The organism is Acinetobacter sp. SwsAc5 (genome assembly GCF_013391485.1).
Taxonomy (GTDB): domain Bacteria; phylum Pseudomonadota; class Gammaproteobacteria; order Pseudomonadales; family Moraxellaceae; genus Acinetobacter; species Acinetobacter towneri.
Genome location: NZ_JACAXD010000002.1, coordinates 212,546 through 239,125, shown reverse-complemented (window position 1 = coordinate 239,125; position 26,580 = coordinate 212,546). Strand labels below are relative to the sequence as shown.

The 26,580-nt window shown below is 36.3% G+C and carries 21 protein-coding genes and 1 pseudogene; 17 read left to right on the top strand and 5 right to left on the bottom strand.

Going from position 1 to position 26,580, the window contains the following annotated elements; translation table 11 throughout:
* Window positions 1-128 precede the first annotated feature (128 nt).
* A pseudogene (locus HYG89_RS02265) lies at window positions 129-512 on the top strand (HNH endonuclease domain-containing protein); the annotation flags it as partial.
* A gap of 17 nt (window positions 513-529) precedes the next feature.
* On the top strand, window positions 530-1,543 hold the full coding sequence (locus HYG89_RS02260) for a competence protein CoiA family protein (RefSeq protein ID WP_178865876.1): 1,014 nt from the start codon (window positions 530-532) through the stop codon (window positions 1,541-1,543).
* 65 nt (window positions 1,544-1,608) lie between these two features.
* Here HYG89_RS02260 and HYG89_RS02255 read toward each other — a convergent pair whose 3' ends face one another.
* The gene (locus HYG89_RS02255) at window positions 1,609-2,028 is read right to left on the bottom strand and encodes a hypothetical protein (RefSeq protein WP_178865874.1); all 420 of its coding nucleotides are present in this window, start codon (window positions 2,026-2,028) and stop codon (window positions 1,609-1,611) included.
* A 180-nt stretch (window positions 2,029-2,208) separates the two neighbouring features.
* Here HYG89_RS02255 and HYG89_RS02250 point away from each other — a divergent pair, with 180 nt between their 5' ends.
* From HYG89_RS02250 to HYG89_RS02210, 8 genes are all read left to right on the top strand, one after another.
* Window positions 2,209-4,920, top strand: coding sequence for a type I restriction-modification system subunit M (locus HYG89_RS02250; protein WP_178865872.1), 2,712 nt, complete (start codon window positions 2,209-2,211; stop codon window positions 4,918-4,920).
* Window positions 4,910-6,112: a restriction endonuclease subunit S gene (locus tag HYG89_RS02240; protein ID WP_218644900.1), complete on the top strand. Its 1,203-nt coding sequence runs from the start codon at window positions 4,910-4,912 to the stop codon at window positions 6,110-6,112. The genes HYG89_RS02250 and HYG89_RS02240 overlap by 11 nt, the downstream gene beginning before the upstream one ends.
* Window positions 6,113-6,128: 16 nt before the next feature.
* A complete protein-coding gene (locus HYG89_RS02235) occupies window positions 6,129-9,428 on the top strand; it encodes an HsdR family type I site-specific deoxyribonuclease (protein WP_178865870.1) in 3,300 nt (1,099 codons plus the stop codon).
* Window positions 9,428-10,126 (top strand): M48 family metallopeptidase, encoded by a 699-nt coding sequence (locus tag HYG89_RS02230; protein ID WP_178865868.1) that lies wholly within the window; start codon window positions 9,428-9,430, stop codon window positions 10,124-10,126. Before HYG89_RS02235 ends, HYG89_RS02230 begins: the two co-directional genes overlap by 1 nt.
* A 93-nt stretch (window positions 10,127-10,219) precedes the next feature.
* Window positions 10,220-11,605 carry a hypothetical protein gene (locus HYG89_RS02225; RefSeq protein WP_178865866.1) on the top strand — a complete coding sequence of 462 codons (1,386 nt, stop codon included), beginning with the start codon at window positions 10,220-10,222 and terminating at the stop codon, window positions 11,603-11,605.
* Between the two features lies 1 nt (window position 11,606).
* Window positions 11,607-12,602 (top strand): hypothetical protein, encoded by a 996-nt coding sequence (locus tag HYG89_RS02220; RefSeq protein ID WP_178865864.1) that lies wholly within the window; start codon window positions 11,607-11,609, stop codon window positions 12,600-12,602.
* Between the two features lie 263 nt (window positions 12,603-12,865).
* Window positions 12,866-13,966, top strand: coding sequence for a hypothetical protein (locus tag HYG89_RS02215; RefSeq protein ID WP_178865862.1), 1,101 nt, complete (start codon window positions 12,866-12,868; stop codon window positions 13,964-13,966).
* On the top strand, window positions 13,967-15,670 hold the full coding sequence (locus HYG89_RS02210; protein WP_178865860.1) for a LeoA/HP0731 family dynamin-like GTPase: 1,704 nt from the start codon (window positions 13,967-13,969) through the stop codon (window positions 15,668-15,670).
* 742 nt (window positions 15,671-16,412) lie between these two features.
* Here the strand turns inward: HYG89_RS02210 and HYG89_RS02205 are convergent.
* Window positions 16,413-17,144 (bottom strand): Fic family protein, encoded by a 732-nt coding sequence (locus HYG89_RS02205; protein ID WP_178865858.1) that lies wholly within the window; start codon window positions 17,142-17,144, stop codon window positions 16,413-16,415.
* A gap of 551 nt (window positions 17,145-17,695) precedes the next feature.
* On the opposite strand from HYG89_RS02205, the gene HYG89_RS02200 reads away from it, so the two are divergent.
* The gene (locus tag HYG89_RS02200; RefSeq protein WP_004972905.1) at window positions 17,696-17,893 is read left to right on the top strand and encodes a hypothetical protein; all 198 of its coding nucleotides are present in this window, start codon (window positions 17,696-17,698) and stop codon (window positions 17,891-17,893) included.
* A gap of 533 nt (window positions 17,894-18,426) precedes the next feature.
* Window positions 18,427-18,645, top strand: coding sequence for a hypothetical protein (locus HYG89_RS02195; protein WP_004972907.1), 219 nt, complete (start codon window positions 18,427-18,429; stop codon window positions 18,643-18,645).
* Between the two features lie 114 nt (window positions 18,646-18,759).
* On the opposite strand, the gene HYG89_RS02190 is transcribed toward HYG89_RS02195, so the two are convergent.
* The 3 genes from HYG89_RS02190 to HYG89_RS02180 form a co-directional block, all read right to left on the bottom strand.
* Entirely contained in the window at window positions 18,760-19,128 is a 369-nt protein-coding gene (locus tag HYG89_RS02190) for a hypothetical protein (protein ID WP_371971679.1), read from the bottom strand.
* Between the two features lie 229 nt (window positions 19,129-19,357).
* Complete coding sequence (locus HYG89_RS02185; protein ID WP_178318921.1) at window positions 19,358-20,074, bottom strand: hypothetical protein; 717 nt, start codon at window positions 20,072-20,074, stop codon at window positions 19,358-19,360.
* 117 nt (window positions 20,075-20,191) lie between these two features.
* Window positions 20,192-20,881, bottom strand: a complete 690-nt coding sequence (locus tag HYG89_RS02180) for an exonuclease domain-containing protein (protein ID WP_178865892.1) — start codon at window positions 20,879-20,881, stop codon at window positions 20,192-20,194.
* A 251-nt stretch (window positions 20,882-21,132) separates the two neighbouring features.
* Between HYG89_RS02180 and HYG89_RS02175 the strand changes: the two genes are divergently transcribed.
* The 5 genes from HYG89_RS02175 (at window position 21,133) to HYG89_RS02155 (ending at window position 26,557) form a co-directional block, all read left to right on the top strand.
* A complete protein-coding gene (locus HYG89_RS02175) occupies window positions 21,133-22,395 on the top strand; it encodes an alpha/beta fold hydrolase (RefSeq protein ID WP_178865856.1) in 1,263 nt (420 codons plus the stop codon).
* Window positions 22,396-22,572: 177 nt separating this feature from the next.
* On the top strand, window positions 22,573-23,826 hold the full coding sequence (glyA, locus tag HYG89_RS02170; RefSeq protein WP_178318923.1) for a serine hydroxymethyltransferase: 1,254 nt from the start codon (window positions 22,573-22,575) through the stop codon (window positions 23,824-23,826).
* A 163-nt stretch (window positions 23,827-23,989) separates the two neighbouring features.
* Window positions 23,990-24,394: a nucleoside diphosphate kinase regulator gene (gene rnk / locus HYG89_RS02165; protein ID WP_004972920.1), complete on the top strand. Its 405-nt coding sequence runs from the start codon at window positions 23,990-23,992 to the stop codon at window positions 24,392-24,394.
* Window positions 24,395-24,607: 213 nt separating this feature from the next.
* Complete coding sequence (locus HYG89_RS02160; protein ID WP_178318924.1) at window positions 24,608-25,399, top strand: tellurium resistance protein; 792 nt, start codon at window positions 24,608-24,610, stop codon at window positions 25,397-25,399.
* A gap of 30 nt (window positions 25,400-25,429) precedes the next feature.
* Window positions 25,430-26,557 carry a toxic anion resistance protein gene (locus HYG89_RS02155; protein ID WP_178865854.1) on the top strand — a complete coding sequence of 376 codons (1,128 nt, stop codon included), beginning with the start codon at window positions 25,430-25,432 and terminating at the stop codon, window positions 26,555-26,557.
* Window positions 26,558-26,580 lie beyond the last annotated feature (23 nt).

Sequence of the window (26,580 nt, the reverse complement as noted above, 5' to 3'; positions counted from 1 at the left end):
ATCGTTTGAAGGATAAAAAAAGAATTGGGATTCAGCCCCAGGTTGAAACTTAATACGAGATCAAAGGGGTCAATTTTACTTTGCCATTTGTAAGGTAAAAGGGGTCAATTTTAGAATGCCGTTGACACATGTTTGAGCCGAGTCGGAACCAGTTAAATGCGGTATCAACTGTATTGGTAGAGCTACAAGACTGTAAATGTTTTTACTGTAATAAGCCGATGAGAAAAGGCAATTATGCAGTCGATCATTTCATTCCATGGTCTATGTACCCATCAGATACAGGGCATAACTTTGTATTGGCTGATTCAAACTGTAATTCTAAGAAAAGTAATCTACTCGCATCTGATGAGTTTTTGCATAAGTGGCAAGAACGTAACGAAGAACAGGATTTGATTATTGTGGATCGGATTTCTGTTCTTGGCTTTTTAACTGATAAGGAGCGTTCACATAAGGTAGCTGAGTGGGCATATGCTCAGGGGAAAGAAAATAATTATTTGATGTGGATGGGTTAAGTTTATAAGGAAGTGAAATGGCACGTTATCAATATGCAAAAAATGAGCATGGGGAAATTGTCAAAGCAGTTGATTTAGTCGGACAAGAAGTAAAGGCTGAATATACTTGCCTTGGCTGTGACAATCCTTTAATTGCTAAGGTGAATGGCAAAATAAAGAAACCGCATTTTGCCCATAAAACTGTACTTGAGTGTAATGGTGAAACGTATTTGCACAAATTAGGCAAACGTGCTTTTTTTGAAACTTATCAAAAATGTTTAGCTGAAAATGAACCATTTTACATTACCTTCCATGTGCCCAAGAAGTGCCAAAAATTTAAAAGAACAATTCGAAAGCACTGTGATCTAGGTTATATGGAGAAACGATTTGATCTAACGAGTTATTTTTCACAGATACAAGTCGAAAAGAAGCATGATCAGTTTATTCCTGATCTTTTGTTGACTCGTCAAACTAATAGTGAGGACAGCATTTATATTGAAATTGCTGTGACTCATTTTCTGAGTGAAAAAAAGGAAAGCTCAGGTAAACGGATTATTGAAATACCATTAGATTGCGAAGAGGATGTTGAAAAAATCTATAAGGCCGATTTACAACAAAATGATGCTCTCTTTATTGGATTCAATCAGGAAAGTGCACCTATAGTTGATGCTGACTGTAAATGTATGTACAAAAGGTATTTCTTATTTATTGTTTGGGATTCTGGCAAAGCTTGGTTAGGCTTGGAATATTTGTCAGATATTAAAGCTAAATTAGCCAAGTACCAAAGTAAAATCGAATATAGCAATATTATTGAAACTGATCTGCAATTTGAAAATTCAAATATACTGATGGGATATGCCCATGGGGATATGTTCATTTCTCAGTTAAAACTTGCGGTTGAAAAGAAAGTACCTGTGAAGAGCTGCTTTTTATGCAAATATAGCGGAGATAATTATAATTATACCGAGGGATTGCCCATTTACTGTAAAGCTAAAAAAATCGCATGTAATTCAAATCAGGCAGCGGAATGTGATTGGTATAGATTGGCTTGATGAATCATTCAAATGACTTTAGTAAGTAGTGAGTCGCTTACCAAAGCTGGATTAAGTTAAAGAACCTAAAACTTGTAAATTCCACTGATCTCTTTTAAAGCATTGGTATAAAGTGATGACTTTAACTCTTGTAAATTACCTTGTTTAGTTAAAAAGCCTTGATGTAAGACGATCCAATTAGGGTCAGTTTTATTCATTTCTATCGGAGAGTGAAGAATTGAGCGTTTTGCATCGTATGCACACACAAATTCATCTGATAAAAATGAAGGGGGTGTGATCCAATCGCGAACGATGAAACAATCCACTAAAGAAAAATTAACAGGTGGTTTACCAGTAAATTCTCCCTGAATCATCCAAACGATATCGTCAGTTTTTAGAAGTTTATTTTTCTTGCAGTAAACCATAGGGAAAGGCAGCTCGTGGTAATAGATAGAGTCCTTTTCAGTAACATCAACCCTATGATAAGCCAACCAATGTTTTCTCATAATCGTAGCAAGGTAATTGTCAAAATATATAGCGAATTTTAACTTAATTTTAGACGGTAAAATAATTCTAAAATCGATGTTTAAAACTGAAAACTATCCATTACAATGGATCAATTTTTGAATTTTATTGACCTACTTATAGCAATTTGAGTTGGTCAGAATTTTACTTGTAGGTAAAAAATGCCACTAACGTTAAGCCAATTAGAAAATCATCTTTTTAAAGCTGCAGACATCTTGCGTGGAAAGATGGATGCATCTGAATTTAAAGAATATATTTTTGGTATGTTGTTTATTAAACGCTGTTCAGATGTTTTTGAAGAAAATAGAGAACGTTTGATTAGAGAGTTTATTGAAGTAGGTCATTCTGAGGAAGAAGCACAGGAAGCAGCTAAGCTTAAGGACTTTTATAAAGAAGAAGGATCTTTTTGGGTTCCTGAAGAATCACGTTACGATTTTCTTGTAAAACACGCTCATAACAACGTTGGTGATTACCTTAATAAAGCCCTCGGTGGTCTTGAGGTGAATAACGTCAGTCTAGAAGATGTTTTAGAGCATATCGACTTCAATAGAAAAATTGGTAAAAGCCGAATTAAGGACATCAATTTACGACAGCTTATTTCGCACTTTGCGACGTATCGTTTAAGAAATGAAGACTTTGAATTCCCTGATTTACTGGGAGCGGCATACGAATATCTGATTGGTGAGTTCGCAGATTCTGCAGGCAAAAAGGGCGGTGAATTCTATACGCCTCGATCAGTTGTTCGATTAATGGTACGCATGATGCGTCCTCAACAGCATCATCATGTTTATGATCCATGTTGCGGTTCTGGCGGTATGCTGATTCATGCAAAAGAATATATGGATGAGCATGGTCAGGATGGACGTAAAGCAAATCTCTATGGGCAAGAAGCGAATGGGACAGTTTGGTCAATTGCTAAAATGAATATGCTGTTACATGGCATTAGTTCAGCAGACTTGCAAAATGATGACACGCTTGAACACCCTCGCCATTTAAAAAATGGCGAACTACGTCGTTTCGACCGTATTTTAACTAACCCTCCATTTTCGATCCCATGGGGTAGTAAAGATAAAAACGAAAAAGGGGAAATTGCGTGGAAGCCTGATTTTTCAGATATTCGCTTCCCTTATGGTGAGGTGAAGTTAGGCTCTAAAAAAGCAGATTTGATGTTTGTACAGCACATGTTAGCTGTCTGTGCAGATGAAGGTCTAGTTGCGACTGTGTTACCTCACGGCGTGTTATTCCGTAGTGGCGAAGAAAAGACGATTCGTCAGGGCATTATTGATGATGATTTATTAGAAGCTGTCATCGGTATTGCACCGAACCTATTTTATGGCACAGGTATTCCAGCGTGTATCTTAATTTTACGTCAGCGTAAAAATGATGCTTCTGACCGTATTAGTGGAAAACCTCAAAATCGACAAGGTAAAGTTTTATTCATTAATGCGGATCGTGAATATTTCGAAGGTCGTGCCCAAAACTATCTATTGCCTGAACATATCGAAAAAATTGCTTCAACCTATGAGAATTACTCAGAGTTAGATAATTTCTCCAAAATTGTGGATTATCAAGAGATTGTAGATAATGACTACAACCTTAATATTCGTCGATATGTAGATAACACCCCTGAACCAGAACCTCAGAATGTTCGAGCACATTTAGTCGGTGGAATTCCTAAGCTTGAAGTCCTAAATAAAGCTCCTTTGTTCCAAGCACATGGACTAGATGCATCAGCTTTGTTTGTTGAACGTGATGAAAAGTACTATGACTTTTTGCCTGAGATGCAATCCAAAGCTGAGTTTAAATCTTTAATCTCACAACAAGCTTCAGTAGTGGCGAGAGAAGCAGAAATTAAAGCATCATTTGAAAAGTGGTGGTCAGAAAACTCAAGCTCAATCACAACATTGGTTGGTGAGAAAAGTTTTGTGAGTGTCCGTCAGCAATTACTTGAAAGTTTTAGTCAAACTTTAAATCAAGTAGGTATGCTCGATAACTTCCAAGTTAAAGGCATGATTGCTGGTTTTTGGTATCAAGCAAAATATGATTTCTTGACGCTAATGGCACGAGGTTCAAGTGGTGTAGTGGATGCTTGGCGTACAGGGATCGTGACTGCACTTGAGGACAAGACTCGTAAAGAAAGTCCACTTGAGCACAAGCTGGTAAAATTCCTAATGGGGGATTTCGTTGATGATTTAGAGCAGTTGAATGCGAAGAAGACTGAGCTTGAAGGTCAGTTAGCTGCTTTAGAAGGTACGGAATCAGATGAGGAAGAAAGTGAGTCTGATCAAGTTTCGATTAAAGACTTGAAAGAGCAGAAGAAGATAAAAGAGGCTCAAATTAAGCCACTCAAGCAATCTGTTAAAGCACTTGAAAAAGAGCGTAAAGCTTTAAACGTACAATTGAAAAAACTGCAAAAAGATGCATTGCTAAATCAGGATATGATTGCAAGCATTGATGCACAAACTCAAGCGATTGATAGCCAGACCAGCAAATTGCATCGTCAAATTCAAGTGATTGAAAATGAGCTTAAGCCAGTCTATGAAGCTTTAGAAGCTTATGCCGCTGTTGAAGCTGAGTTAAAAGAAGCAAAACAAGCGGTGTCTGAAAAAGAAGCACAATTTGTTGAGCACTTAAATCAAGCAGTAGATGGTTTAGATAGCGAGCAAGCGGCAACTTTAATTTTGAATATTTTACATAACGATATGACGCAAATTTTAAATCGTTATATCAATATTCAACGTCAGGCTGTGGTGCAATGTTTTGAAACTTGGTGGGATAAATACAAAGTTACGTTAAATGAAATTGAGCAAGAGCGAGAGAAAGTGGCATCTGAATTATCAGGTTTCTTAAAGGAGCTTGGTTATGTCAATTAAGATGAAGTTGAAAGAAATCGCTAATGTTGAGATGGGACAGTCACCAGATTCAAATTATGTATTTGAGTATGATGATTTAGCTATGCCATTTCTTCAGGGTAATGCTGACTTTGGAGACATCAGTCCTTCTCCACAGTTTTATTGTAGTAAACCTTTAAAACAAGCTCAAACAGGGGATATTTTAATTTCTGTCAGAGCGCCAGTTGGGGCTGTAAATCTTGCAGATCAGTCTTACTGTATTGGTCGTGGTTTGGCTGCAATTAGACCAAAAAACAGTCATATCAGTTCTAAGCTATTTCAGAATATTATTTCTGCTAATAAACAGAGTTTGATTAGAGTTGCACAAGGTTCCACTTTCGAAGCTATCAGTAAAAATGATTTGTTAGAAATGGATATTTATGTCCCAGAATCAGATTTACTTCAAAAAATTGATAATACGCTAGATGTTATTGAACAGACTATTAGTCAGACTCGGATAATCATCGAAAAGTTAAATAACAAGAAGCAGGGTCTTTTAAATGACTTACTGACTCGTGGTGTAAACTTACATGGAAATCTCCGTCCAAGTTATGAGGATGCACCTGATCTTTATCAAGAGACAGAATTGGGATTTATTCCGAAAGAGTGGGATATCTCTTTATTAGATGATGTTGCCACTAGAGGAAGTGGACATACACCAAACAAGAATGTTCCTTCATACTGGAATGGGGGCGTTAAATGGGTTTCACTTGCAGATTCTTCTAAGTTAGATCAGATTCATATTTCTGAAACAGACAAAGAAATTAGTTATTTAGGCATTCAAAACTCTTCGGCAGTAATGCACTCTAAAGGTACAGTTGTCTTGTCTCGAGATGCAGGCATTGGTAAGAGTGCTATATTGACTGATGATATGGCGGTCAGTCAGCATTTTATGGCTTGGAAGTGTTCAAAACGCTTAAATAACTATTTCTTGTATTATTGGTTACAACAGGATAAGCCTGTTTTTGAAAATATTGCTATTGGAAGTACGATTAAAACGATAGGTTTACCCTTTTTTAAAACCTATAAGATTGCTGTACCTAGTATAAGTGAACAGGAAAAGGTTTCAGCTATTCTTTTAGATACTGACAAGTATTTAAGTGATGAAGTTAATAAATTAAATAAATTAGAGAAAGTCAAAATCGGTCTCTTAAAAGACTTACTTCAAAATTAAAGTATGGAATGAATAGGTGAGCAGAGAATATTTAGATGTAGAGCTTCCATTGATTGACCAGCTAAGAGGGTTAGGCTGGTCACATTATATTAATGGCAGTGTAGAAGATCCAAAAGTAACGTTACGTCAGAACTTTACTGAAGTTTATCTTGAGTCTATCTTGCGAACAAAGTTACGTGAAATTAATTTGCGTGATGGCGAAGAGTGGCTTGATAAAGAACGAATTGATGACACGATCAAAGCACTACAACTAAATGCAAAAAATAAACTTTTAGAAATTAACAAACAGGTAACGGAAGACTTGTTGCTTAAGGGGCATGAGGTTGACGGGATCGAGGGATGGAATGGTGGGCGTAGCCAAATCATTCAGTTTTTTGATTGGGAAAATGTTCACAACAACCAATTCACGATTATTCGCCAATTCCGAGTAGATTGCCCACCAGGATACGATAAGGGTAAAGGTTATATCATTCCTGATATTGTTCTATTTGTGAATGGTCTGCCATTAGTCGTGATTGAGTGTAAATCCCCTGCTGTTCAAGAGCCTATCATTCAAGCGATTGATCAATTAAGACGCTATACCAATCAACGGTTTGAATCGGGTGAAGTGCATGATAAAGAAGGTAATGAAAATCTTTTTATTACCAATCAATTGCTCATCGCTACAAGCTTTGATGAAGCTCGGGTATCTACGATCGGTGGTTTAGCTGAGCATTATTTGCCTTGGAAAACGACTTATCCAGAAAAACAAGAAATGATTTGTGAAAAATTAGATGTTACGCAGTTAAGCGAACAGCAACGCTTGGTGCAAGGAATTCTTGAGCCGAAAAATTTACTCGACCTTGTTCGACACTTTGTGATAAATCAAACTGAAAATGGGCGATTAATTAAAATTGCACCTCGTTATCAACAATACAGAGCAGTGAACAAAGCCGTAGAAAGATTAAAAAACGGTGATACACGAGCGATTGATGGCGAACATGATAAACGTGGTGGAATTATTTGGCATACACAAGGTTCAGGTAAGTCCTTAACCATGGTTTTCTTGGTGCGCAAAATGCGTTCCGATTACCATTTGCAGACGTTTAAAATTGTGATGGTTACAGATCGTAAGCAATTGCAAAAGCAATTAGCTGCCACCTCTATTTTGACTGGTGAAAAAGTTTATGTAGCTAAAGATGCTAAATCAGTGAATAAGCTGATTGAAAGCACAACGCCTGATATCGTCTTTGCCATGATACAAAAATATCAGGATCAAGATCTCAAAGCGATTAAAGCAGATGAAAAGATGGCTTTAGATCAATTGACCAGTACGACTAAGAAATCTTCTAGAGTAAGAAATGCTAATGAAAATATTCTGATCTTGATTGATGAAGCGCATCGAACTCAAGCTGGTGACTTGCATGCCAATCTCATGGCTGCTTTACCCAATGCAGCCAGAATTGGTTTTACAGGTACGCCGATTATCATGGGTAAAAAGAAATACACACATGATATTTTTGGTGAGTTTATTGATCGCTATACAATTAAAGAAGCTGAAGAGGATGGTGCGATTGTACCTATCCTCTATGAAGGTCGTACTGCAAAAGGTGCATTAAAAGATGGTGCAACTTTGGATGAGCTTTTTGAAGATCTCTTTGCAGAGAAATCAAAAGAAGAGCTAGAAGAGATTAAAAAGAAATATGCAACTAAAGGGGATATCAGTGAAGCCCCGTTGCTAATTGAAGATAAAGCTTACGATATGCTGTGCCACTACGTGACACATATTATGGCAAATGGGCTGAAAGCACAGGTAGTGGTATATAGCCGTTTGGCAGCAATCCGTTATGTTGAAGCATTAAATAAAGCAAAAGAAAAACTACTTAAACAATCCAGTTTAATCTCGGAAGCAGATAAAAAAATATCTGACGAAGAGTTAGTGCAAAAACCATTGAAAAAGCAGGCATTAATTCAAGCCTATCGTCAAAAAGATCTATTACAGAAAATCGATTTTGCTGCGATTATTTCTGCTGACAATAATGATGATCCAACATGGAAGGAATGGACAGATCATAAGACACAAGAAACACGAATTGAAAATTTCAAAAAGCCGTTGATCCATTCAAATCCTGAGAAAGTTCATCATCTGAGTTTTATTATCGTTAAATCAATGCTGTTAACTGGTTTTGATGCCCCAATTGAAGGTGTTCTGTACTTAGATCGTTCGATTCAGGAAGCTGAACTTCTTCAAGCCGTCGCACGCGTAAACAGGACTGGTTTCGGTAAAAAAGCAGGTTTAGTGGTGGACTACTATGGTGTAGCTGAACATTTAAAAGATGCTTTATCGCAATATAGCCAAACGGATATCGAAGGCGCATTAACAAGCATTAAAGATATCTTGCCAAGTTTGAGAGATGCTTATGCGCGTGTAATAAAGTGTTTTACGACACATGGTTTAGATATCTACACTGATTTAAACGAATGCGTACATTTGTTAGAGTCAGAAAAACTGAGGGCTGAATTTACGGTGAAGCTAAAGAAAATGTTAGCTTTGCTTGATATTGTTTTACCAAGACCTGAGGGTTTAGAGTTTGTAAAAGGAGCAAAACAGCTTGCTTATATCTATGCTCGAGCACGTAATCAATACCAAATGAACAGTACACCAATTGGTAAAGATGTGGGTGCTAAGGTAAGGCAATTAATCGATGACCATGTAATTGGTATGGGAGTTGATCCAAAGATTCCACCAATAACATTGTTGGATGCTGGCTTTAGTGATTATTTAGAGCAAATTGAAAAGCAAGCAGGTAAGCGTGCGAAAGCATCTGCAATGCAACATGCTGTGCGTGCTCATGCGACTCAGAATATGGATAAAGATCCTGTTAAATATGCAAAATTAAGTGAGTATGTTGAAGAAATTCTAAAAAATATGCATGAGCATTGGGATGAGCAGATTAAAGCATTCCAAAAAATCATGGATCAAGAATTGACACAACAGACCTTTGATTTTGAAGATGAAAAACAGCCTGAAATGTCTGAAGAATACAAGCCATTTTATAATGTAGTTGTAGATGAAGTATTTAAAGATATTAAGTTAACTGAAGAACAGCAAGCTCAGATCTGTGGCGTTGTTCATGAGTTAGTTGATATGATTGCTGATGAATTAACAGAGACATTTTGGGAGTCGCATAAAGCTGCTACGCGAGAATCTTTGAAGTCTAGGATCGTACAAGATTTGTTTAAATCTAAGTTGGTACCGATTACTAAGGCTACTTCGCTTGCGAATAAAATCATGGACATTGCACAAGCGAATCATGAAGCTTTATTAAAATTGTGATGCAAATAAAAATTGGCGAGTTTGACATTCAGGTTAAACATAGCAGAATTCGAAATTCGATGTGCTTAACCGTAGAGAGAGATGGATCAATCTCTCTTGCTCTACCTCTTGAAGCGACAGAACGAGAGGTAGAGGAATTCGTCAAATCTAAGTCTTTTTGGTTATACACCAAGTTGGCAGAAAAGGAAGAATTGCGACATAAGACAATTCCTCAAAAACAATTTGTGAATGGTGAAGGCTTCTTATATTTGGGTCGCAGTTATCGCCTGAAAATAGACAAAAACTTTGATTTGCCAGTCCAGCTTAAACAAGGACGATTTGTCATGTCATCAAATTACATTGATGAAGCACAAAGTTACTTGGTTAAGTGGTACAAGAAAAAAGCCCAAAAATGGTTGGAAGCAAGATTTGAGGATTTTAAAAATCAAATAAGCGTTCAACCTGAGAATATTCATATTCGAGATTTAGGGTATCGCTGGGGCTCTTGTAGTAGAAATAAAGACTTATATTTCCATTGGAAGATTATCTTGCTGCCTAAATCCTTGATTGATTATGTGCTAGTACATGAGTTAATGCATTTAATTGAGCCTGAGCATAATGAGGCTTTCTGGAAGTTAGTGTCTTTAATTTTGCCTGATTATGAAGAGCGTAAAAATAAATTAGATAAAATTGGGATTGAAACAGATTACTGGTTTTAGAGATGGGTAATTGTGGGTAAGTTATCAGGAGACTAAGTTAGTAAAAACAATAAATTGTACTTCGAGTTAAACTGCCTTTGAGGGGGGCTGCTTTTGTCAAAGCAAATCATTCTAAAAAATATATTTACTGAGTATGACGATAGTATTCATGGGGACGGAAATATTGATCCGCTTGGAATGCTTGTCATTTGGTCCGGATTAGGCCGTGAAATTTTTAGCAGTAGAATTAGCTCTATTGCAAATGATCTAAGAAGCTATACGGTAAATCTATTGCACCACGCAGTGATAAAGTCATTAATTGAAGATTCTTCAGTAAATTTATCTAAGAAAATATCTTCAATCTATCATGATAAAAATGATCTCAAATTTAAACAATCATGTATTTTAATGTTGGAAAATATTTATATATTTTCAATGATTAAAAATTCGTTGGCTGATAAAAATGTTGCTTTACAAGGCGTTCTTGGTAGTTCTAATGGGCGAAAAATTTGGGAAAATCAATCAGCAGATCCTAAGCTCTCATTTGGTGTAGAGGTTAAGGGATCACAAGTTTTGGTACGCCAATTATTGTTGGGTGTTAATGGGCGTTATAAATCACCAATGATGTTTTTGGGCTTTTTTGATTCTAACTATCACTACAGTCAGGAGGGGCGTGCTTGGGAGTATGCATCAGAATTTATAGATAAAAACCCACAGTTATGCAAATTAAAAAAGAACCTCAAAGACTTCCTAGTAGAAAATATTTTAGCTATTGATAGTCAAAAGCCTATAATTCAATTCTCTGATATTCCTGATGAGGTCAAAGATAGTTATGGAATAAATTTTTCTACAACAAAACATATTGGAAGCTATGCGACTGATTTTTGGCTGAAGATAACCAAACTAGATCAAAATGCACCAGGCGCGTTAAGGGAGTTAATGCTTGCGAACGATGATTTGGATTATTCAGAAATCATTGGCAAAGCGATGAAGAAAACCGATTTAGCACCTGAAGAAAAGATCAAACTTGAAAATATTTATGCACTAGAGCCGTTACTGAGTGAAATCAGTCAATTATTTAGCCATCTTCTTGATAAAAAGAATCATACGGTACAGGATGTTGAAGAGACTTGGCACAGTAAATGGAATAGAAAAGTAAGGACATTAAATCAAAATGCATCAGAGATACGGCAACATCAATTACAGGAAATCAATAAGAGTGTTTCAGCTACTGCAAAACAGCGCTTAGAAAAATTACTCTTTATTGCCGAACAAACCAGTTTAGAAAAGCAAATTGAAAGCCTGATTCAGTATCATTCAGAAATCATGCAGCAACGTGGTAATACCGCATGGCTAAGATTCGTCGATAATCAAATAAAACTTTTTGTCAGACCAAGACCGCTATCGACAAAAACGCCTGATAGTACTACAAAACAGTGGGTACACCATTATTATTTGCCTGAATTCAAAAGAATGCTCGATGGAATGGGAGGCAATTAAGGTGAAATTACTGAATGAATTTACGCATGCCATGGCCAAAGCTACGGAGAATGGTAAAAAAATCCGCAAAGTATGGATGACGACATTCAATATCGATATTGGTTTTGTCGAAAAGTACATTTTACCTGTTTTGGTAGATATGGAATGTCCTCGAAATCCGATGGATTATGAAATCATGCAACACAAGTTGTTTGATCAAAAAATTGATTTTAGATTGTTCTGTGACCAAAGAATTTTAAGCGGGGATAGTGACAAATTAACGACCATTCCAATTCATACCATCAATACAAAAAGTTTTCAGAATTCAAAAAAATTTGGCAAACAATGTTTATTTCACCCCAAAGTTATCCTGATTGAGAATGATCGTAATGAGCTTCATATCGGGGCTGGAAGTGCAAATTTAACCATTTCTGGGTGGTCTAAGAATCAAGAGGTATATAGTTTCCATCAAGTTGAAACCATCGAACAATTTAAATCTATCAGACTATTCTTTAACACGCTTATCAATGTTGTTAAAAACCCTCAAATTCCACCGTTTTTAAGTCTTAGTCGTTTTAACGCTAACTCAGTACAAAAATCATCAGCGGAGTGGGATTTTGTACATACTTTTCTGAATAAGGATTTTTTAAGTTTTATACTGAGCGAAGATACTACAGCATTAAATGTTTGGTCACCCTATTTCAGTCACAATGTTCCAGGCTTAATCGAATTATTTAAGGCGACCTCTCCTGATTTAAAATCAGTGAAATTAGTCGCTGATAAAGCTAATGGTCATCATTTTAGAATCAAGTGGAGCGATGCCATAGCGCAGATGATTCAAAAAAATGAGCTCACATTTTACAGCAATCCTTTACCTCAAGATGAGCGCCTAGAAATGACCCATGCCAAAGTTTGGCAATCAATAGGCAAGCGCACGTCAAGATTTGCAATTGGCTCTTGGAATTTTACCCATCATGGTACTGCAAGGGCTTTGTTGCATAAATATGTAAGCATCTGATTTAAATAAATTTAATTTTGGATCAAAAAATAATCAAAACTTTTAAAATCATATAGTTATGAAATCTTTGTGCAACAAAGCCTGTCACAAGTAAAGATGCAGCTCCAAATGAAGGCACACTTCAAAAAATAAAAACGCACTTAGCAGATCAGACAGAAGTTTGGACTGTTTACAATAAACCAGTTACATCGCCTAGATCATTAAAAAATGGACTGATCAGTAATGATGATGAAAGAGGTGCCTTAAATGATCTGAATAAACAGATGGAATCAGCATTAGATAAACATTATAAGAATTATACTGTGGTGGCTGGACTTGCAGCATTTTATGCAGTAGCCAATTGCTTGGTGCCATTTGGTGAAAAATATCGCAATCAGGCCAAGTTTTTAAATAATTCTGATAGAGATGAATTAAAGGAAAAGTCAGGACTGAGCGCATTTCAAAACCACTTAACTGAAAAAGTCGTTGGAGATGTCACTTATAAAATTAAAGCAAGTAACTTTAATAAAGCAAATTATGTTCTAAAACAAACCGTAGAAAAGTTAAATAATGTTCATAATGGCTTTACTGATTTAAAGCTGAATATTGATAAGCAAGTAGTGGTTACTAAGCAAGAAATCGATAGCGAATACTTGGACTTAGTTCAAAGCCTGAAGACAATGATAGATAAAAATATTCAAGATTTTGAACGTGAAACACGGCAAGAAGTTTACCAAAGAATTGAAGGTAATATTAGTAATGATGATTTTAAGAGCACGTTAAAACTAAAAATTGATACAAACCTTAAAAAGGTAAGTAACGATTTGGTCGCAGGTTTTAAAAAAGAGACTTCACAGTTTGATGAAAATCTAAAGCAAAAATTACAGAAACTTTCATCACGCTTAGCCAGCATCCAAAATAATTTCAAATCAGAAAATGTGGCAGGTTTGGATAACAACGTATCATTAAAATTTGATATTAACAGTGGCATCAACAAGATGGGACTTCTTGGGGTGGGTATTGGTGTTGGTGCAGCGATGTGGTGGAACCCTGTGGGTTGGGGAGCAATCGCATTAACCGCTGCAGGGTTATTGTTTAGTTTTGCAAAAGCAATCTGGAGTTTTTTCGATTCAGACTTTAAAAAAGCTGAGCAAAAGAAAAGTGTTGATAAAAACTTATCAAACATTGTAAAAGAGCTTAAAAAAGTTGCAAAAGAAAACTTGAGTGAGGTGGAAGAAAAAATCGAACCTTCGTTATTGGATTTAAAGAAAAAGCTGAATGAACCAAGTAATCAGATTACAGGGCTTGTACAAGATATTCATCAATCAATCAAAATGTTTAATACGTTGTCAAATAATATCAGTAGTGCTTACGGGGTAAAATAAATGTCCGAAACTTTAAGAAATCATCATGATAATCAGGCCAAAGTAATCAATTTATTAAGTAAATTAGAAGGCTTTATTACTCAAGGGCAAGAGTTTGGTTTAGACGTATCAATAGATATCAAAGCTAAGTTGCAGAACTCATTAAATACCTTGCAAGGTGATAAACTCAAAATTGCACTTATCGGTGGATTCTCAGAAGGTAAAACTTCAATTGCTGCTGCTTGGTTAGGTAAAATTGACCCAGCAACCATGAATATTAGTGCTTCTGAATCGTCAAATGCTGTTAAAATTTATGATATTGATGAACAGTATCAGCTTATTGATACACCAGGATTATATGGTTATAAAGAGCAAGTGAATACAGATGCTCGAGAGATCGAAAAATATAAAGACATCACTAAAAAATATGTCAGTGAAGCACATATTATTCTCTATGTAATGAATTCTAAAAACCCGATCAAAGAAAGTCATGTTGAAGATTTGAAATGGTTGTTTAAAGATCTAAATTTACTTCCAAGAACAGTATTTGTGCTTAGTCGTTTTGATGAAGTAGCCGATGTGGAAGATGAGTTAGACTACCAAGATAAATTTAAGATTAAAGAGCAAAATGTCAAAGAAAGATTAAAGTCGATCTTATCTCTGAATGACCAAGAAACCAATAACTTACAAATAGTAGCAATTTCAGCAAATCCGTTTGATGAAGGTGTGGATTATTGGATGGAAAATCGAGCTGAATTTGAACAATTATCGCATATCAAGCTTTTACAAAATGCCACCAGCGAAATTGTGAAAAAAAGTGGTGGTTATACTGGATTAATTGAAGAAACGAGGAAGTCCATTATTAGTGATATTTTGATTAAGAAAATACCTGAAATTGAAGAGCAACAATTGCTCATGTCAAAAGAAATGGAAAAGCTGAATCAATTTTATGAACTTGAAATTGGTGCTCTTAATCTAATTTCCAAAAAAATTGTGAATGCAAAAACAAATCTAAGATCGAATTTTAATAACTATTTTGCAGATTTAGTAATGCAGGTTCAGGGTACTAGTATTGAGACTATTGGTGAGTTTTTAGTGAGAGAAATAGGTAATGAAGGCTCTATTATCTCAAGTAGAATCAATGAATATTTTCAAAATGAAACAAATCAAATCAATACCTCACTAAATACACAAGCAATTAATTTTAATGCAGAAATTGATAATATCGACACTGCTCTTGGCTCTTTAACTAAGAAAGGACTTAATCATTTAGCAAAAAATATCAAATTAGATGGAACTACAATTTTAGCAGCTCGAAATGGCTTGGTTTCAGGTGGAAAACTAATTGGCTTAAATTTGAAAGATGCATTGAAGTTTAAGCCTTGGGGAGCAATAAATTTAGCTGGAAGTATCAATAAGGCATTACCTCTGATTGGTATAGCGGTTGATGCTTGGGACACTTGGAGTCAAGCGAAGAAACAAGAAGAATTTCAGCGTGCAAAAAAAGAGTTGGTTGAAAATTTACAAACTCACCAGACTGAAATATTAAAACATATTGACGCTGATGATTTTATAAACAATTGTTTCCCGATTTTTAATGACCTAAAAGATAAAATACAAGAAATTAAGGCTACACATACAGAGCATGAATTAAAGACTAAGTCTTTTGCATCTTGGAGAAAGGAGGGGATGATTATTGAAGGTGAATTTAGAAGCTTATCATAGACTTTATCTTTGCTAATTACCTTAAAAATAATGCTGTGTTATTTGAGAATCTCCTTTTAATTTAAAGGAGATTCTACTATTTTTATATAGAGGTTATTTTGAAGGAACTGTTTTTAAATCATTTGGTTTATACATCGAGTAATCTAAAAAAGATTCTAATACTGCTTATTGTTAATATTTTGGGAATAAGTACAATACTTGGTATTCCAGTAGTAGTTATTTTTGACTTAGCATTTATTTATTATAATTTGAATAGGATTTTCAAAAATCAAGGAGGGGTTGGGTTCTTATTGAAAATAAATGATATTTTATGGTTGTTTTTTTTATTAGCAATAGTTTTTTTTATTGTGCGAGCGGCTTTGTTGCATAAATATGTAAGCATCTGATTTAAATAAATTTAATTTTGGATCAAAAAATAATCAAAACTTTTAAAATCATATAGTTATGAAATCTTTGTGCAACAAAGCCTGTGCGAGCAATTATTTAATGAGTGATGATTTTTAAATTTATATATTTTTCATAAATAATAAATCATTGGTTTTAAAATATTTTATTATAAAAAAGCTAGTTATTGCTTTAGTTCAATTTAGTTGAAAAACTTCAGAATGTTTCTAGAGCATGTAAAGTGATGGGTGTCTCTAAAAATATTTTAGTGTCTGAATGAGATTAATATCATTCGTTTATAGAAGGTGAGTCCTTCGATAAATAATTGAAATTTCAAGTAGAGGCCTAGCAGATATACTTAAATCCCCAATACAACTTGATACGGCTTAAACCCTTCCAATACAGCCTCAGAAACTAATTGGATAAATGCCTCAGTTTTTCCATAAGCCATCCATTGATCAAGAGCTTCATAATAAGCTAATCGATTTTCAACAGTGATGACACAAGGTGGATAGCCAGCTTTTAATAATTCAAGATTCATTAAGAGGCGCGAGGTACGTCCATTGCCATCGATAAATGGGTGAATGCCAACAAAGTCAGCATGTACTTTTGCAGCACGTTCGATAGGGTGAAGTGCATGTGCTTCACTGTTATACCAATCAATCAATTGAGCCATTTTATCATTGAGTAGGGTATATTCCGGTGGTGTAGTTGTAGCACCTGAAATCAATACATTTTGCTGGCGATATCGACCAGCATTATCATCGTCAATATTCTTTAAAATGAGTTGATGGATATTGCGAATTTGCCATTCAGAAAAAGGTTCTTCCTTTCTAATAATATCTTCAACATAGTAAATTGCATTTCTATGATTGATTGCTTCGAAGTGTTCTCGTAATGCTTTGCCACCAACGGTTATTCCTTCCAAAACGACTTTTGTTTCTAGCAATGTAAGTGTATTACCTTCAATCGCATTCGAGTGATATGTCCAGCGGACAATAAGATCATCTTGTAGATTTTTTACAATTGCAGGAGAAAGAGGACGATGCTGATCTAATTTTGTTTTTAAAGCATCAATATTTTCAAACATAACCTTATCCCTGAAGTTGTACTATTAAATGATACATGAAAAAAAGAAATATAAAAAAGTAATGTTATAACATTGCTTTTTATATTGAATTCACATGTGTTAAAATCAGTAACCAACATCAAATCCTAGCCGAAGATTTGAACAAAATTAGTTTTGGTATTCAATGCACGAAATCTAATTTGAGTAAAAATTGGGTAGGGAATATGTTAGATTTTACAATCATTGGTTTAGGCCTTGATTTCAATTGATACCATCTAAAAAAATCTAAATTTCTGTTAAAATAAGTTAATAGCTTTTTTACGGTATTTTTTACGGTAAAAGCTATTGTGGTTTTATTTTTTATTACTATAAATCAATAAGATGCATAGTATTTATGGTGCGCGCTGAGCGCACCAAATTAGTATATAAGCATTGAACTGTAATATAAAAAATAGTTGCAAAGTATATAAAAAATTAAGATAAACATTCGATCTTATTTGCCATAGCCTGATCACGTTTTTCAGCATATAAAACTCACATATTTTAAAACTGAAAAATCTGAGGGCAGCTTCGTGGGCTATATCGTTAAACTCATTCCAGAAAACTTATATTTTGTTCCGCATGATAATGAAATTGGTACCACGGAATTTCGCAGTAAAGCCGTCGCAGAAGGTTTGTTCTACGATTATGCTGAAGCAACAGCAATGGTAAAGCTATACAATAAAGATATGCTGCAAGATGTTGATTATGAAATTGAGTTAATTGAATAATCGTCGACTTCTTATTATTTGAAAGTATCGCCAAGTTATGCAGAAGCTAATCGCAAAGCTGGAGCTTTTAACCGCATAAAATTATGCCGTAACTGAAAATTAAATCAATTGAAATTTTGCTGTGTGAATGTGTTGAAATGTAGTGGGCTATTGCAGCAAAAAATAAGTTTCACTATATTAAAACTACAGTAGGTCATTCAATGTAATAGACGCTACGATGCAGTTGGACGGATCAATGACAGCTCGTTGAGTTTGTAACTCTTGTTCAAACAATAAAATCAGCACTAGCCTTCCAACATAAAAAAACTCGCAGCAATGCGAGTTTTTTCTGTGCTAGAATGAAAAACAAGCAAATTTACTGTGGTTTTGTAAGTTGTAAATAAAATTTTAAAAAATATGTGTTTGAATTTATTAGATAATTTAAATTTAGTTTAAAAAAAATACTACATTGTCAAACAATCTAACAACTCACTTTTTTAAAAAATTTATAAGCTATGGTATAAAAAATTTCCGTCAAGAAAAAGGGAACAACAATGACGCAAATCATCGATATTAAAGTTAAAGACCAGTTTAGCCATATTTACGAAGCAAAAGCATTGCTACGTAATATCCCAGAAACTTCATTGGCAGCGGGTTTGGCACTATTTCACAAAATTGAACACATTATTGTGGAAGGTGAAGTGATTTTACCAAGCATCGAACTTTTGTTTGAAAGCCGCGAGTCTGATAGTATTTTCCGTGTGTTGGAGTAAATATTTGTGAGACTACTTTATTTTTAGAAAAGCTCATTTCGATGAGCTTTTTTGTGCGCAGGATTTTTAAAGCACACGTAAATAAAGTGCTCATTAAGTGTAAAACATATCGCTTTAAACCGTCTGATCTTCTACAAGTTGGATATTTACATCGTATTTATCAAACTCTTGAATAATTTTTTGAATGACCGCTTGCCCAATGTCATCATCGGGTTGAAAACTCAACTCTTGATTGGTTTGACTATCAAAACATTCAATTTGCAAGATTTGCCAGAGCTGGGCATCTGTACTTTGTTGAATCACTATGCGTCGCGGTTGTAAATGTGCTGAAATTTGACGCGGCAACACATTGGTAATCGCTAACTGTATTTGGCTTTCCTGATCTTTTGGGCTTAAAAAGGTAATCACCCAATTGCCAACTTTACTGAGTTGCATTGGATTGTCATAAGCATCAAACGCTAAAAAAAATGCATGATTCATCATGACCCTGTGCCTCAACAATTCTGGAAAATACTATATCGCTGATTTTTATGAGTCGGGGCTATGCCGCTAAAGTCTTAGCTTTTATAGGGATAATGAATCTAAGGTTTAGATGTGGATTTATATGTGTTTTTAAAGTGTTGAAAAGTAATAAAAATAAATTAATCCATATATCCCTGAGCATGGTTTTAATTGTTAAAAAGACTTAAAACTAAGTAAAAAAATCTAAGCTTTAAGTCGGATTAAGCTTTTGTAGGGAGTGATTGATTTGCTGCAAAATCTGATTGAGTGCTTTTGGCGGCAAACGAGTTTCTTGTAAAGAGGTAATCCATTGCATTTGGCAGAGTTTTAAGCTGCGAATATCCTGCGCTTGTAAAATTCGCTGAATCAGTTGTTTTGCCATTAATCCACAATGACGCTGTAAAGTATCCATCATGAGAAATTTTACATCTTCAAAACTCAAGGCAGTAATTTCAGGCTGTATTTCTGCTTGTGGTTCAGGTTGTTCAGCGGGCTGTTCTGTATTAATGGCAGCTGCAACACGTGCTTCTAAATATGCAGGAACTGAATTTACTTGAAGATGTTGGGTGCGGATTGGTTCTGCCAAACTCTCAGCATGGGCTTGCGGGGTGCTGCTTGCAAGTTGGCTATGAATTTCTGTGCGCAAAGTGGTAGATGATGGCACTGGCGCTTGTTGCAGCAGAATGTTAGCCGTTTGCTCTTGTTGTTGCAATGTATCTTGCTCAAGCGCAGCAGGGGCAATTAGTTGCATATCTAATAGCTGTTCAATCAATTCAGGTGGTGCAAGACGTTGCTTGAACTGATCTCCGAGTAAATCAAAATCTTCAGTACCAATCAGTACCAATAAACGACGTTGACGTGCATTTAAATCACGTGTGCGCTGTTGTAATGCATCTAGACCGAGTTGAGTTTTTTGATAATTAAACATGAGCCTTAATTTATTTCCCCAATAAATTAAGGCAAAGCATAGACTTTGAAAATTACAATAATATGAATAATTTATGACAGGTAAATGCAATAAGATTCACTTGAAACATTTATAAAGTCAAAATGCTGGTATTTTGAGCGCCTTGCGTAAGTAAGGATCTAAATCTTCTTGTCTTAATAACCATTGCACATAATCGGCAGGAAGGTCGGCAATTGCCGTACCACGATGTTTACCAAAATTGATAATTTGTGGAATACGTGCTTCTTCTGAAGCGATATAGAGCTCTTCAATACTTTGAATTTGTAGTTGATGAACTTCATGCATCAAAATATTAGCCGTTAAAATAATATCCATATCGGCACGATGCGCTTTTTTAATCATGTCACGCGCTTTTTCGCTACCTTTGGTAATCATATAAATTAAAGCTGAAATATTGTGTGCTTCTGCATTCGGCCATACACGACGTGCAAGTGCCAAAGTACAAATGGCTTTAATTTTAGAGGTATCTACACCACATTTTTCCAGAGCGCGAATATCGTAATCAATATTATGCCCAATGATATAGGTGGTTTCGGCAGGTAATTCAAAACTGCTGTAATGCGGTTGATCAATTAAATCCGATTCTAAAATATGATGCACCGCCATCGCTGCGAATGAAATAGGCTCATCAACTTGATACAACTGATCGAAAATTTTACTTTTATCTAGACTGATTTTGCCATCTTGAATTTGAATGGGGGCGTAGGCAATCTCAATGGGTTGTCCATTTAAAGTATGGGTTTCTGTGTCGAGAATAATAGCCTGCATGTCCTGATTCGCTTGCGTCATTCAATAAAAATGCAATCTAACATTAGCCGCTGCGTATGACAAATTGAATTGAAATTTAATAGACAACTGTATATGTGATCAATTTACTGATTTTTAACGTAAGTATTTAATTTTAAATAAAATACACTTGCATATTAATTATCCAAATCTTGCCTAATACGGTAAAGAAGCGTACAAATAAAGATTGCGAAGGATGCAATCAATAAGAATATGAAGATAAGGGTAAACAAATGAAAAAAATATGGTTAAGTGTGGCTTTGGCTAGTAGCAGTTTGTTTTTAACCGCCTGTAATGATGATCATGACGATACGAGTGTTGTGGTTATTGAAGATGGCATTCCGAAATATAATTTTAGTGCCCCTATCGTAAAAACAGAGCCTTATTTGGATCAGGGTGCAAATGCGAATAATGTTTTAGATACAGTAAGTGCCTCTAAAACATTGATGACTTATAAAATGTTAGGTGTAAATGGACAGGAAACTCAGGCAACTGCACTTGTTTTTACCCCTCAAACAGTTAAACCTGCGGGCGGATGGCCACTTGTAGTATGGGCACATGGCACAACAGGCGTGGCAGATGCGTGTGCACCGAGCCGTCAAGGTTTAAAAGGAAATGAATACTTCATTGCTAAACTATTGGCGGCAGGTTATGCCGTTGTTGCACCAGATTACGAAGGTTTAGGTGAGCCGAGCGGTAAAGAATTACACCCATTCTTAAATTTAAAAAGTGCAGCTTATTCGATTACAGATGCTGTTGTCGCTGCAAGCAAGCTTTTGGGTAATACTGCAGAAACGCGCTGGAGTGTAGTTGGACATTCACAGGGTGGACATGCGGCTTTAGGTGCAGCGCAGTATGCATCGCGTGCGCAGTTAAATTATAAGGGTGCCATAGCTATCGCACCTGCATCAAATTTAGCGTTGGTATTGGCGGGTGGTGAACAAAAAGCAGCTCAGGAGCCAGATGTAATAAAGAAAGTACAGACACTTGTACCATTAGATACGTTTACTGCTCTAATTGCTGCGGGGCTAAGAAATACTGCTCCAACCTTGAAATATTCTGAAATATTTGTGTCACCAACAGATCAACTTGCTGCTCAGGCAGAGTCAATCTGTTATGAGGCATTAGGTGGGAGTATGCTTCAGCCAATGCGAGAGCACGCACAGACTTATGGAAAATTGGATGGTTATCCACGTACTCAACCGAATTTCATGACGACCATCCCTGAAGTTAAAGATTTCTTAACCCATGGTTCACAGCCATTAAAAGTGAAAATCAGTACGCCTATATTTATTTATCAAGGAACGGCTGACCCAACTGTACCGAAACAAGTCACGGATTACTTGGTTCAGTCAGCTCAAGGGATGGGAACTAAAATTCATTACGTCACTGATCAGGATTTACCTGTAGAGCAAAAATGGGATCATGGTTCGGTGTATGTGGATAATATGGATGAGATTATTAAAGATGTACAATCTTTAATGCCTATTCAGTAAGTTGTTGAATTACGATAAAGATTGATTTGACCTGATATAGCTCATGTTTTATCTGAAACATGAGCTATTTTTATGTAAAACTGAGCAAAGTTCATTCTCTCAGTTCACAAACTTTATGCTACAATACGCGCCAATCTTAGCACGGCTTAAAAGCCCTAAATTAATAGGACCTCGCTAATGTTTGCCAATATTTCTATTGCCGAATTTGATCCAGAATTAGCTCAAGCGATCACCAATGAAGATGCGCGCCAAGAAGCTCATATTGAGTTAATTGCTTCTGAAAACTACTGCTCACCTGCAGTAATGGAAGCTCAAGGTTCAAAACTTACCAATAAATATGCAGAAGGCTACCCAGGCAAACGCTACTACGGCGGTTGCGAATACGTAGATATTATTGAACAACTGGCGATTGACCGTGCTAAAGAACTCTTTGGTGCAGATTATGCTAACGTTCAACCACACGCTGGTTCACAAGCAAACTCTGCAGTTTACTTAGCTTTACTTAACCCAGGCGATACTGTGTTAGGTATGAGCTTGGCACACGGTGGTCACTTGACTCACGGTGCAAAAGTAAGCTTCTCAGGTAAAACATATAACGCTATCCAATATGGTTTAAACCCAGAAACTGGCGAAATTGATTACGAAGAAGTTGAGCGTTTAGCGCTTGAACACAAACCACGCATGATTGTTGCGGGTTTCTCTGCGTATAGCCAAATTGTAGATTGGCAGCGTTTCCGCGACATCGCAGACAAAATTGGTGCTTATTTATTTGTAGATATGGCACACGTAGCAGGTCTAGTGGCTGCAGGTGTTTATCCAAACCCTGTGCAAATTGCTGACGTAACGACTACGACAACTCACAAAACATTGCGTGGCCCACGTTCTGGTCTAATTCTTGCGAAAGCAAACGAAGAGATCGAGAAAAAATTACAATCTGCTGTGTTCCCTGGTAACCAAGGTGGTCCATTAGTACACGCAGTTGCAGCAAAAGCAATTTGCTTTAAAGAAGCAATGGCGCCTGAATACAAAGCGTATCAACAACAAGTTGTTAAAAATGCGCAAGCGATGGCTGAAGTTCTTATTGAACGTGGTTATGATGTAGTATCTGGTGGTACGAAAAACCACTTGTTCTTGCTTTCTTTAATCAAGCAAGATATTACAGGTAAAGATGCAGATGCATGGTTAGGTGCTGCGCACATTACTGTAAACAAAAACTCTGTACCAAACGATCCACGTTCTCCATTTGTAACTTCTGGTATCCGTATTGGTACTCCAGCAGTAACTACACGTGGTTTTGGTGAAGCAGAAGTGCGTGATCTTGCAGGTTGGATTGCAGACATTCTTGACAGCAAAGGTGACGAAGCTGTAATTAATACTGTAAAAGCAAAAGTTGAAGCTGTTTGCGCGAAATTCCCAGTTTACGCAAAATAAGCACAGCCTTGAGAAAAGCCCCTCAAGGGGGCTTTTTTTATGGATGTAAAAAATTGATTTTTCGTTCAATAAGCTGAATTTCTGTTATAACTTAAGCGTATTGAATATGATTGTAGGCAAGCTGATGATGACAGTATTGTCGGAATGACAGGAATAAAAGTAAATGATTAGACCAAAGATTATTATTTCAGAACAAGATTTGCACCGTTTGGAAACGATGCTTGAGCATCAACCTAAATTGACGCCAACGATGCAACATCTAGAAGATGAATTGGCACGTGCTGAAGTGGTTGCGCCACAAGATGTACCGAATAATGTGGTGAGCATGAATGCCCGCGCATTGATTACCATTGCACCTGCAAAAGAACCGACTGAAATTACCTTGGTTTATCCGCATGACTTTAAAGGTGAGAAAGGGCAGGTGAATGTGGTTGCACCTGTCGGGACTGCCATTTTAGGTTTAGCTGAAGGTCAGGAAATTGAATGGCCACAGCCCGATGGTCATATGATGAAAGTCAAAATTGAGAAGATTTTGTATCAGCCAGAGCGTGAAGGCGATTATTTATAATCTGTTTATCATCCTGCGTTAGGAACATTGAAAGCCATGTTGATCATGGCTTTTTTATGCACTGGTGTTTTGAATCAGGCATCTTGTGACTGATGTTATGCGAATCTATAAAAAAGCATTTAAGCAGATCGAAATAAAAAATTGCAAAATATTACATGACCTTAGCCGAAAAACACGTACTATAAAATCATGTAAAGAGGGTTGTGATGGTCTATGGCTCAGTTTGAAGTGTTACTGCCTTTGCAAGAGATTACGGTGGATCGTGCAGAGCTTTTGGCGATTCAACGCAATGATTTAGTTCCGTTGTTGAATGATCAATATCGTCTAAATCATTATGCAGATCAGGTGATTCAAGCGCAGTCAGTTTTATTGGATGGGGTGGATCCACATTTAACTCAGCAATTGAGTGTGACCATTGAGCAATTGATTCAGGCGCTTGGCAAATCTAAAAAAGTGTTAAAGCAACGTAAGTTTAATGCGCTGCAAAAGTGGCTAGGCATAGATTTGGAATATGGCGCGGGGCAAGTGCAATATTATAAAAACCTAGATCATTTGTTAGGGCAAGCAGACCGTTTGAGTCAAAAGCTGCAAATTGAAATTCAGAAATCACAATCACGTTTTCAGCAGTTGGTTGGTTTGCGTGAGCAAATGGCGAAATATATTCAAGCTGCCGATGAATTTTTATTGGAATATCCACGATTTGTGCGCAATCAGCATCCTTTGGATAATTTTAGCGAACGACTGGCCAAGAAAATTTATAGTTTAAAGACTTTGCAAAGTAGTAATGATATTGCGATTACTCAAATGCAACTTTCACAGCAACTCTCTTTTAGTTTGTTAGATCGCTTTAAAGAAGCGCAGCAGGTACTCATTCCTGCATGGCAATATCATGTCAAACAAAGTCAGCAAAGTGGCTCACACAGTCAGCTAGAAAAGCTGGATCAAAGTCGTGAGCATTTAATTAAGACATTAAGAAAATCCTTAGAAAAACCTGCGCAATCATAAGGCATGGTTTTGATTAGATAGAGGCGAAATATGACAACTTCTGAACAACGCAACGTCGCTGTGCAAGTGAGTGATGAACAGACTCAGCAACAATTTCAGCAACTCAATTTGCAGGAAATTGGCTTACAGCCTGATGACTTTCAGGAGGTGCTGGCTGCGCGTAAAGAATTAAGCGATCTTAGCCATCATTCGGTTGCAGAATATGGCAAAAATATCGCCACTAAAACGTCAAGTTATACCGATGAGCTTTTAGGTTTGGTGCAAAATAAGGATTTGGATGTCACAGGGCAAAAGCTGAATCAGGTGGTGCAGGTTGCACAGCAGTTAAATACCAACAGTATTTTAAATCCAAACAAAAGCAGTGGCTTTTTGGGTGGTTTATTCAATAAGTTAAAAGGCGCTAAACAAAGTTTTGATCAAAACTTTAACAGCACCAAAGCGCAAATTGATAGTCTGGTCACAGAAATTGAAAGCTCACAAAATGGTTTAAAAAACCGTGTAGATACACTGGATAAAATGTTTCATGGTGTGCAAGATGAATATAAACAATTGGGGATTTATATTGCAGCAGGTAAGTTAAAACAGCAGGAAATTCAGCAGCAAATTTCTGAATTTTCCGCGCAGCCGCAGGATCAGACCACGACTCAAAAAATTTATGATCTCAATCATCTTGCTAATAATTTAGAAAAGCGGGTGAGTGATTTGCATGTGTTGCAACAATCTGCCATGCAAACTTTGCCGATGATTCGGATTATCCAGTCCAATAATTTAATGTTGGTCGATAAATTTTATGCGATTAAAAACATTACCTTACCTGCGTGGAAAAACCAGATTAGTTTGGCGATTTCTTTAAATGAGCAGAAAAACAGTGTGCAACTGGCCAACAGTATTGATGATGCCACCAATGAATTGCTGCGCCGTAATGTAGATTTATTGCATCAAAACTCGGTTGATACTGCCAAAGCCAATCAGCGTTCGGTGATTGATATTGAAACCCTTGAACACGTACAAAATACCCTCATTAAAACAGTGAACGATGTGATCCAGGTACAAAAAGAAGGCATGCAAAAACGTGCAGAAGCGACTACGCGTTTGCGAGCCTTACAGGAGAATCTGAATCAATTGGTGATTGGTTCAAGTCAACAGTCTGGTCAATAAATGCATTTTGACAATGACTTCAT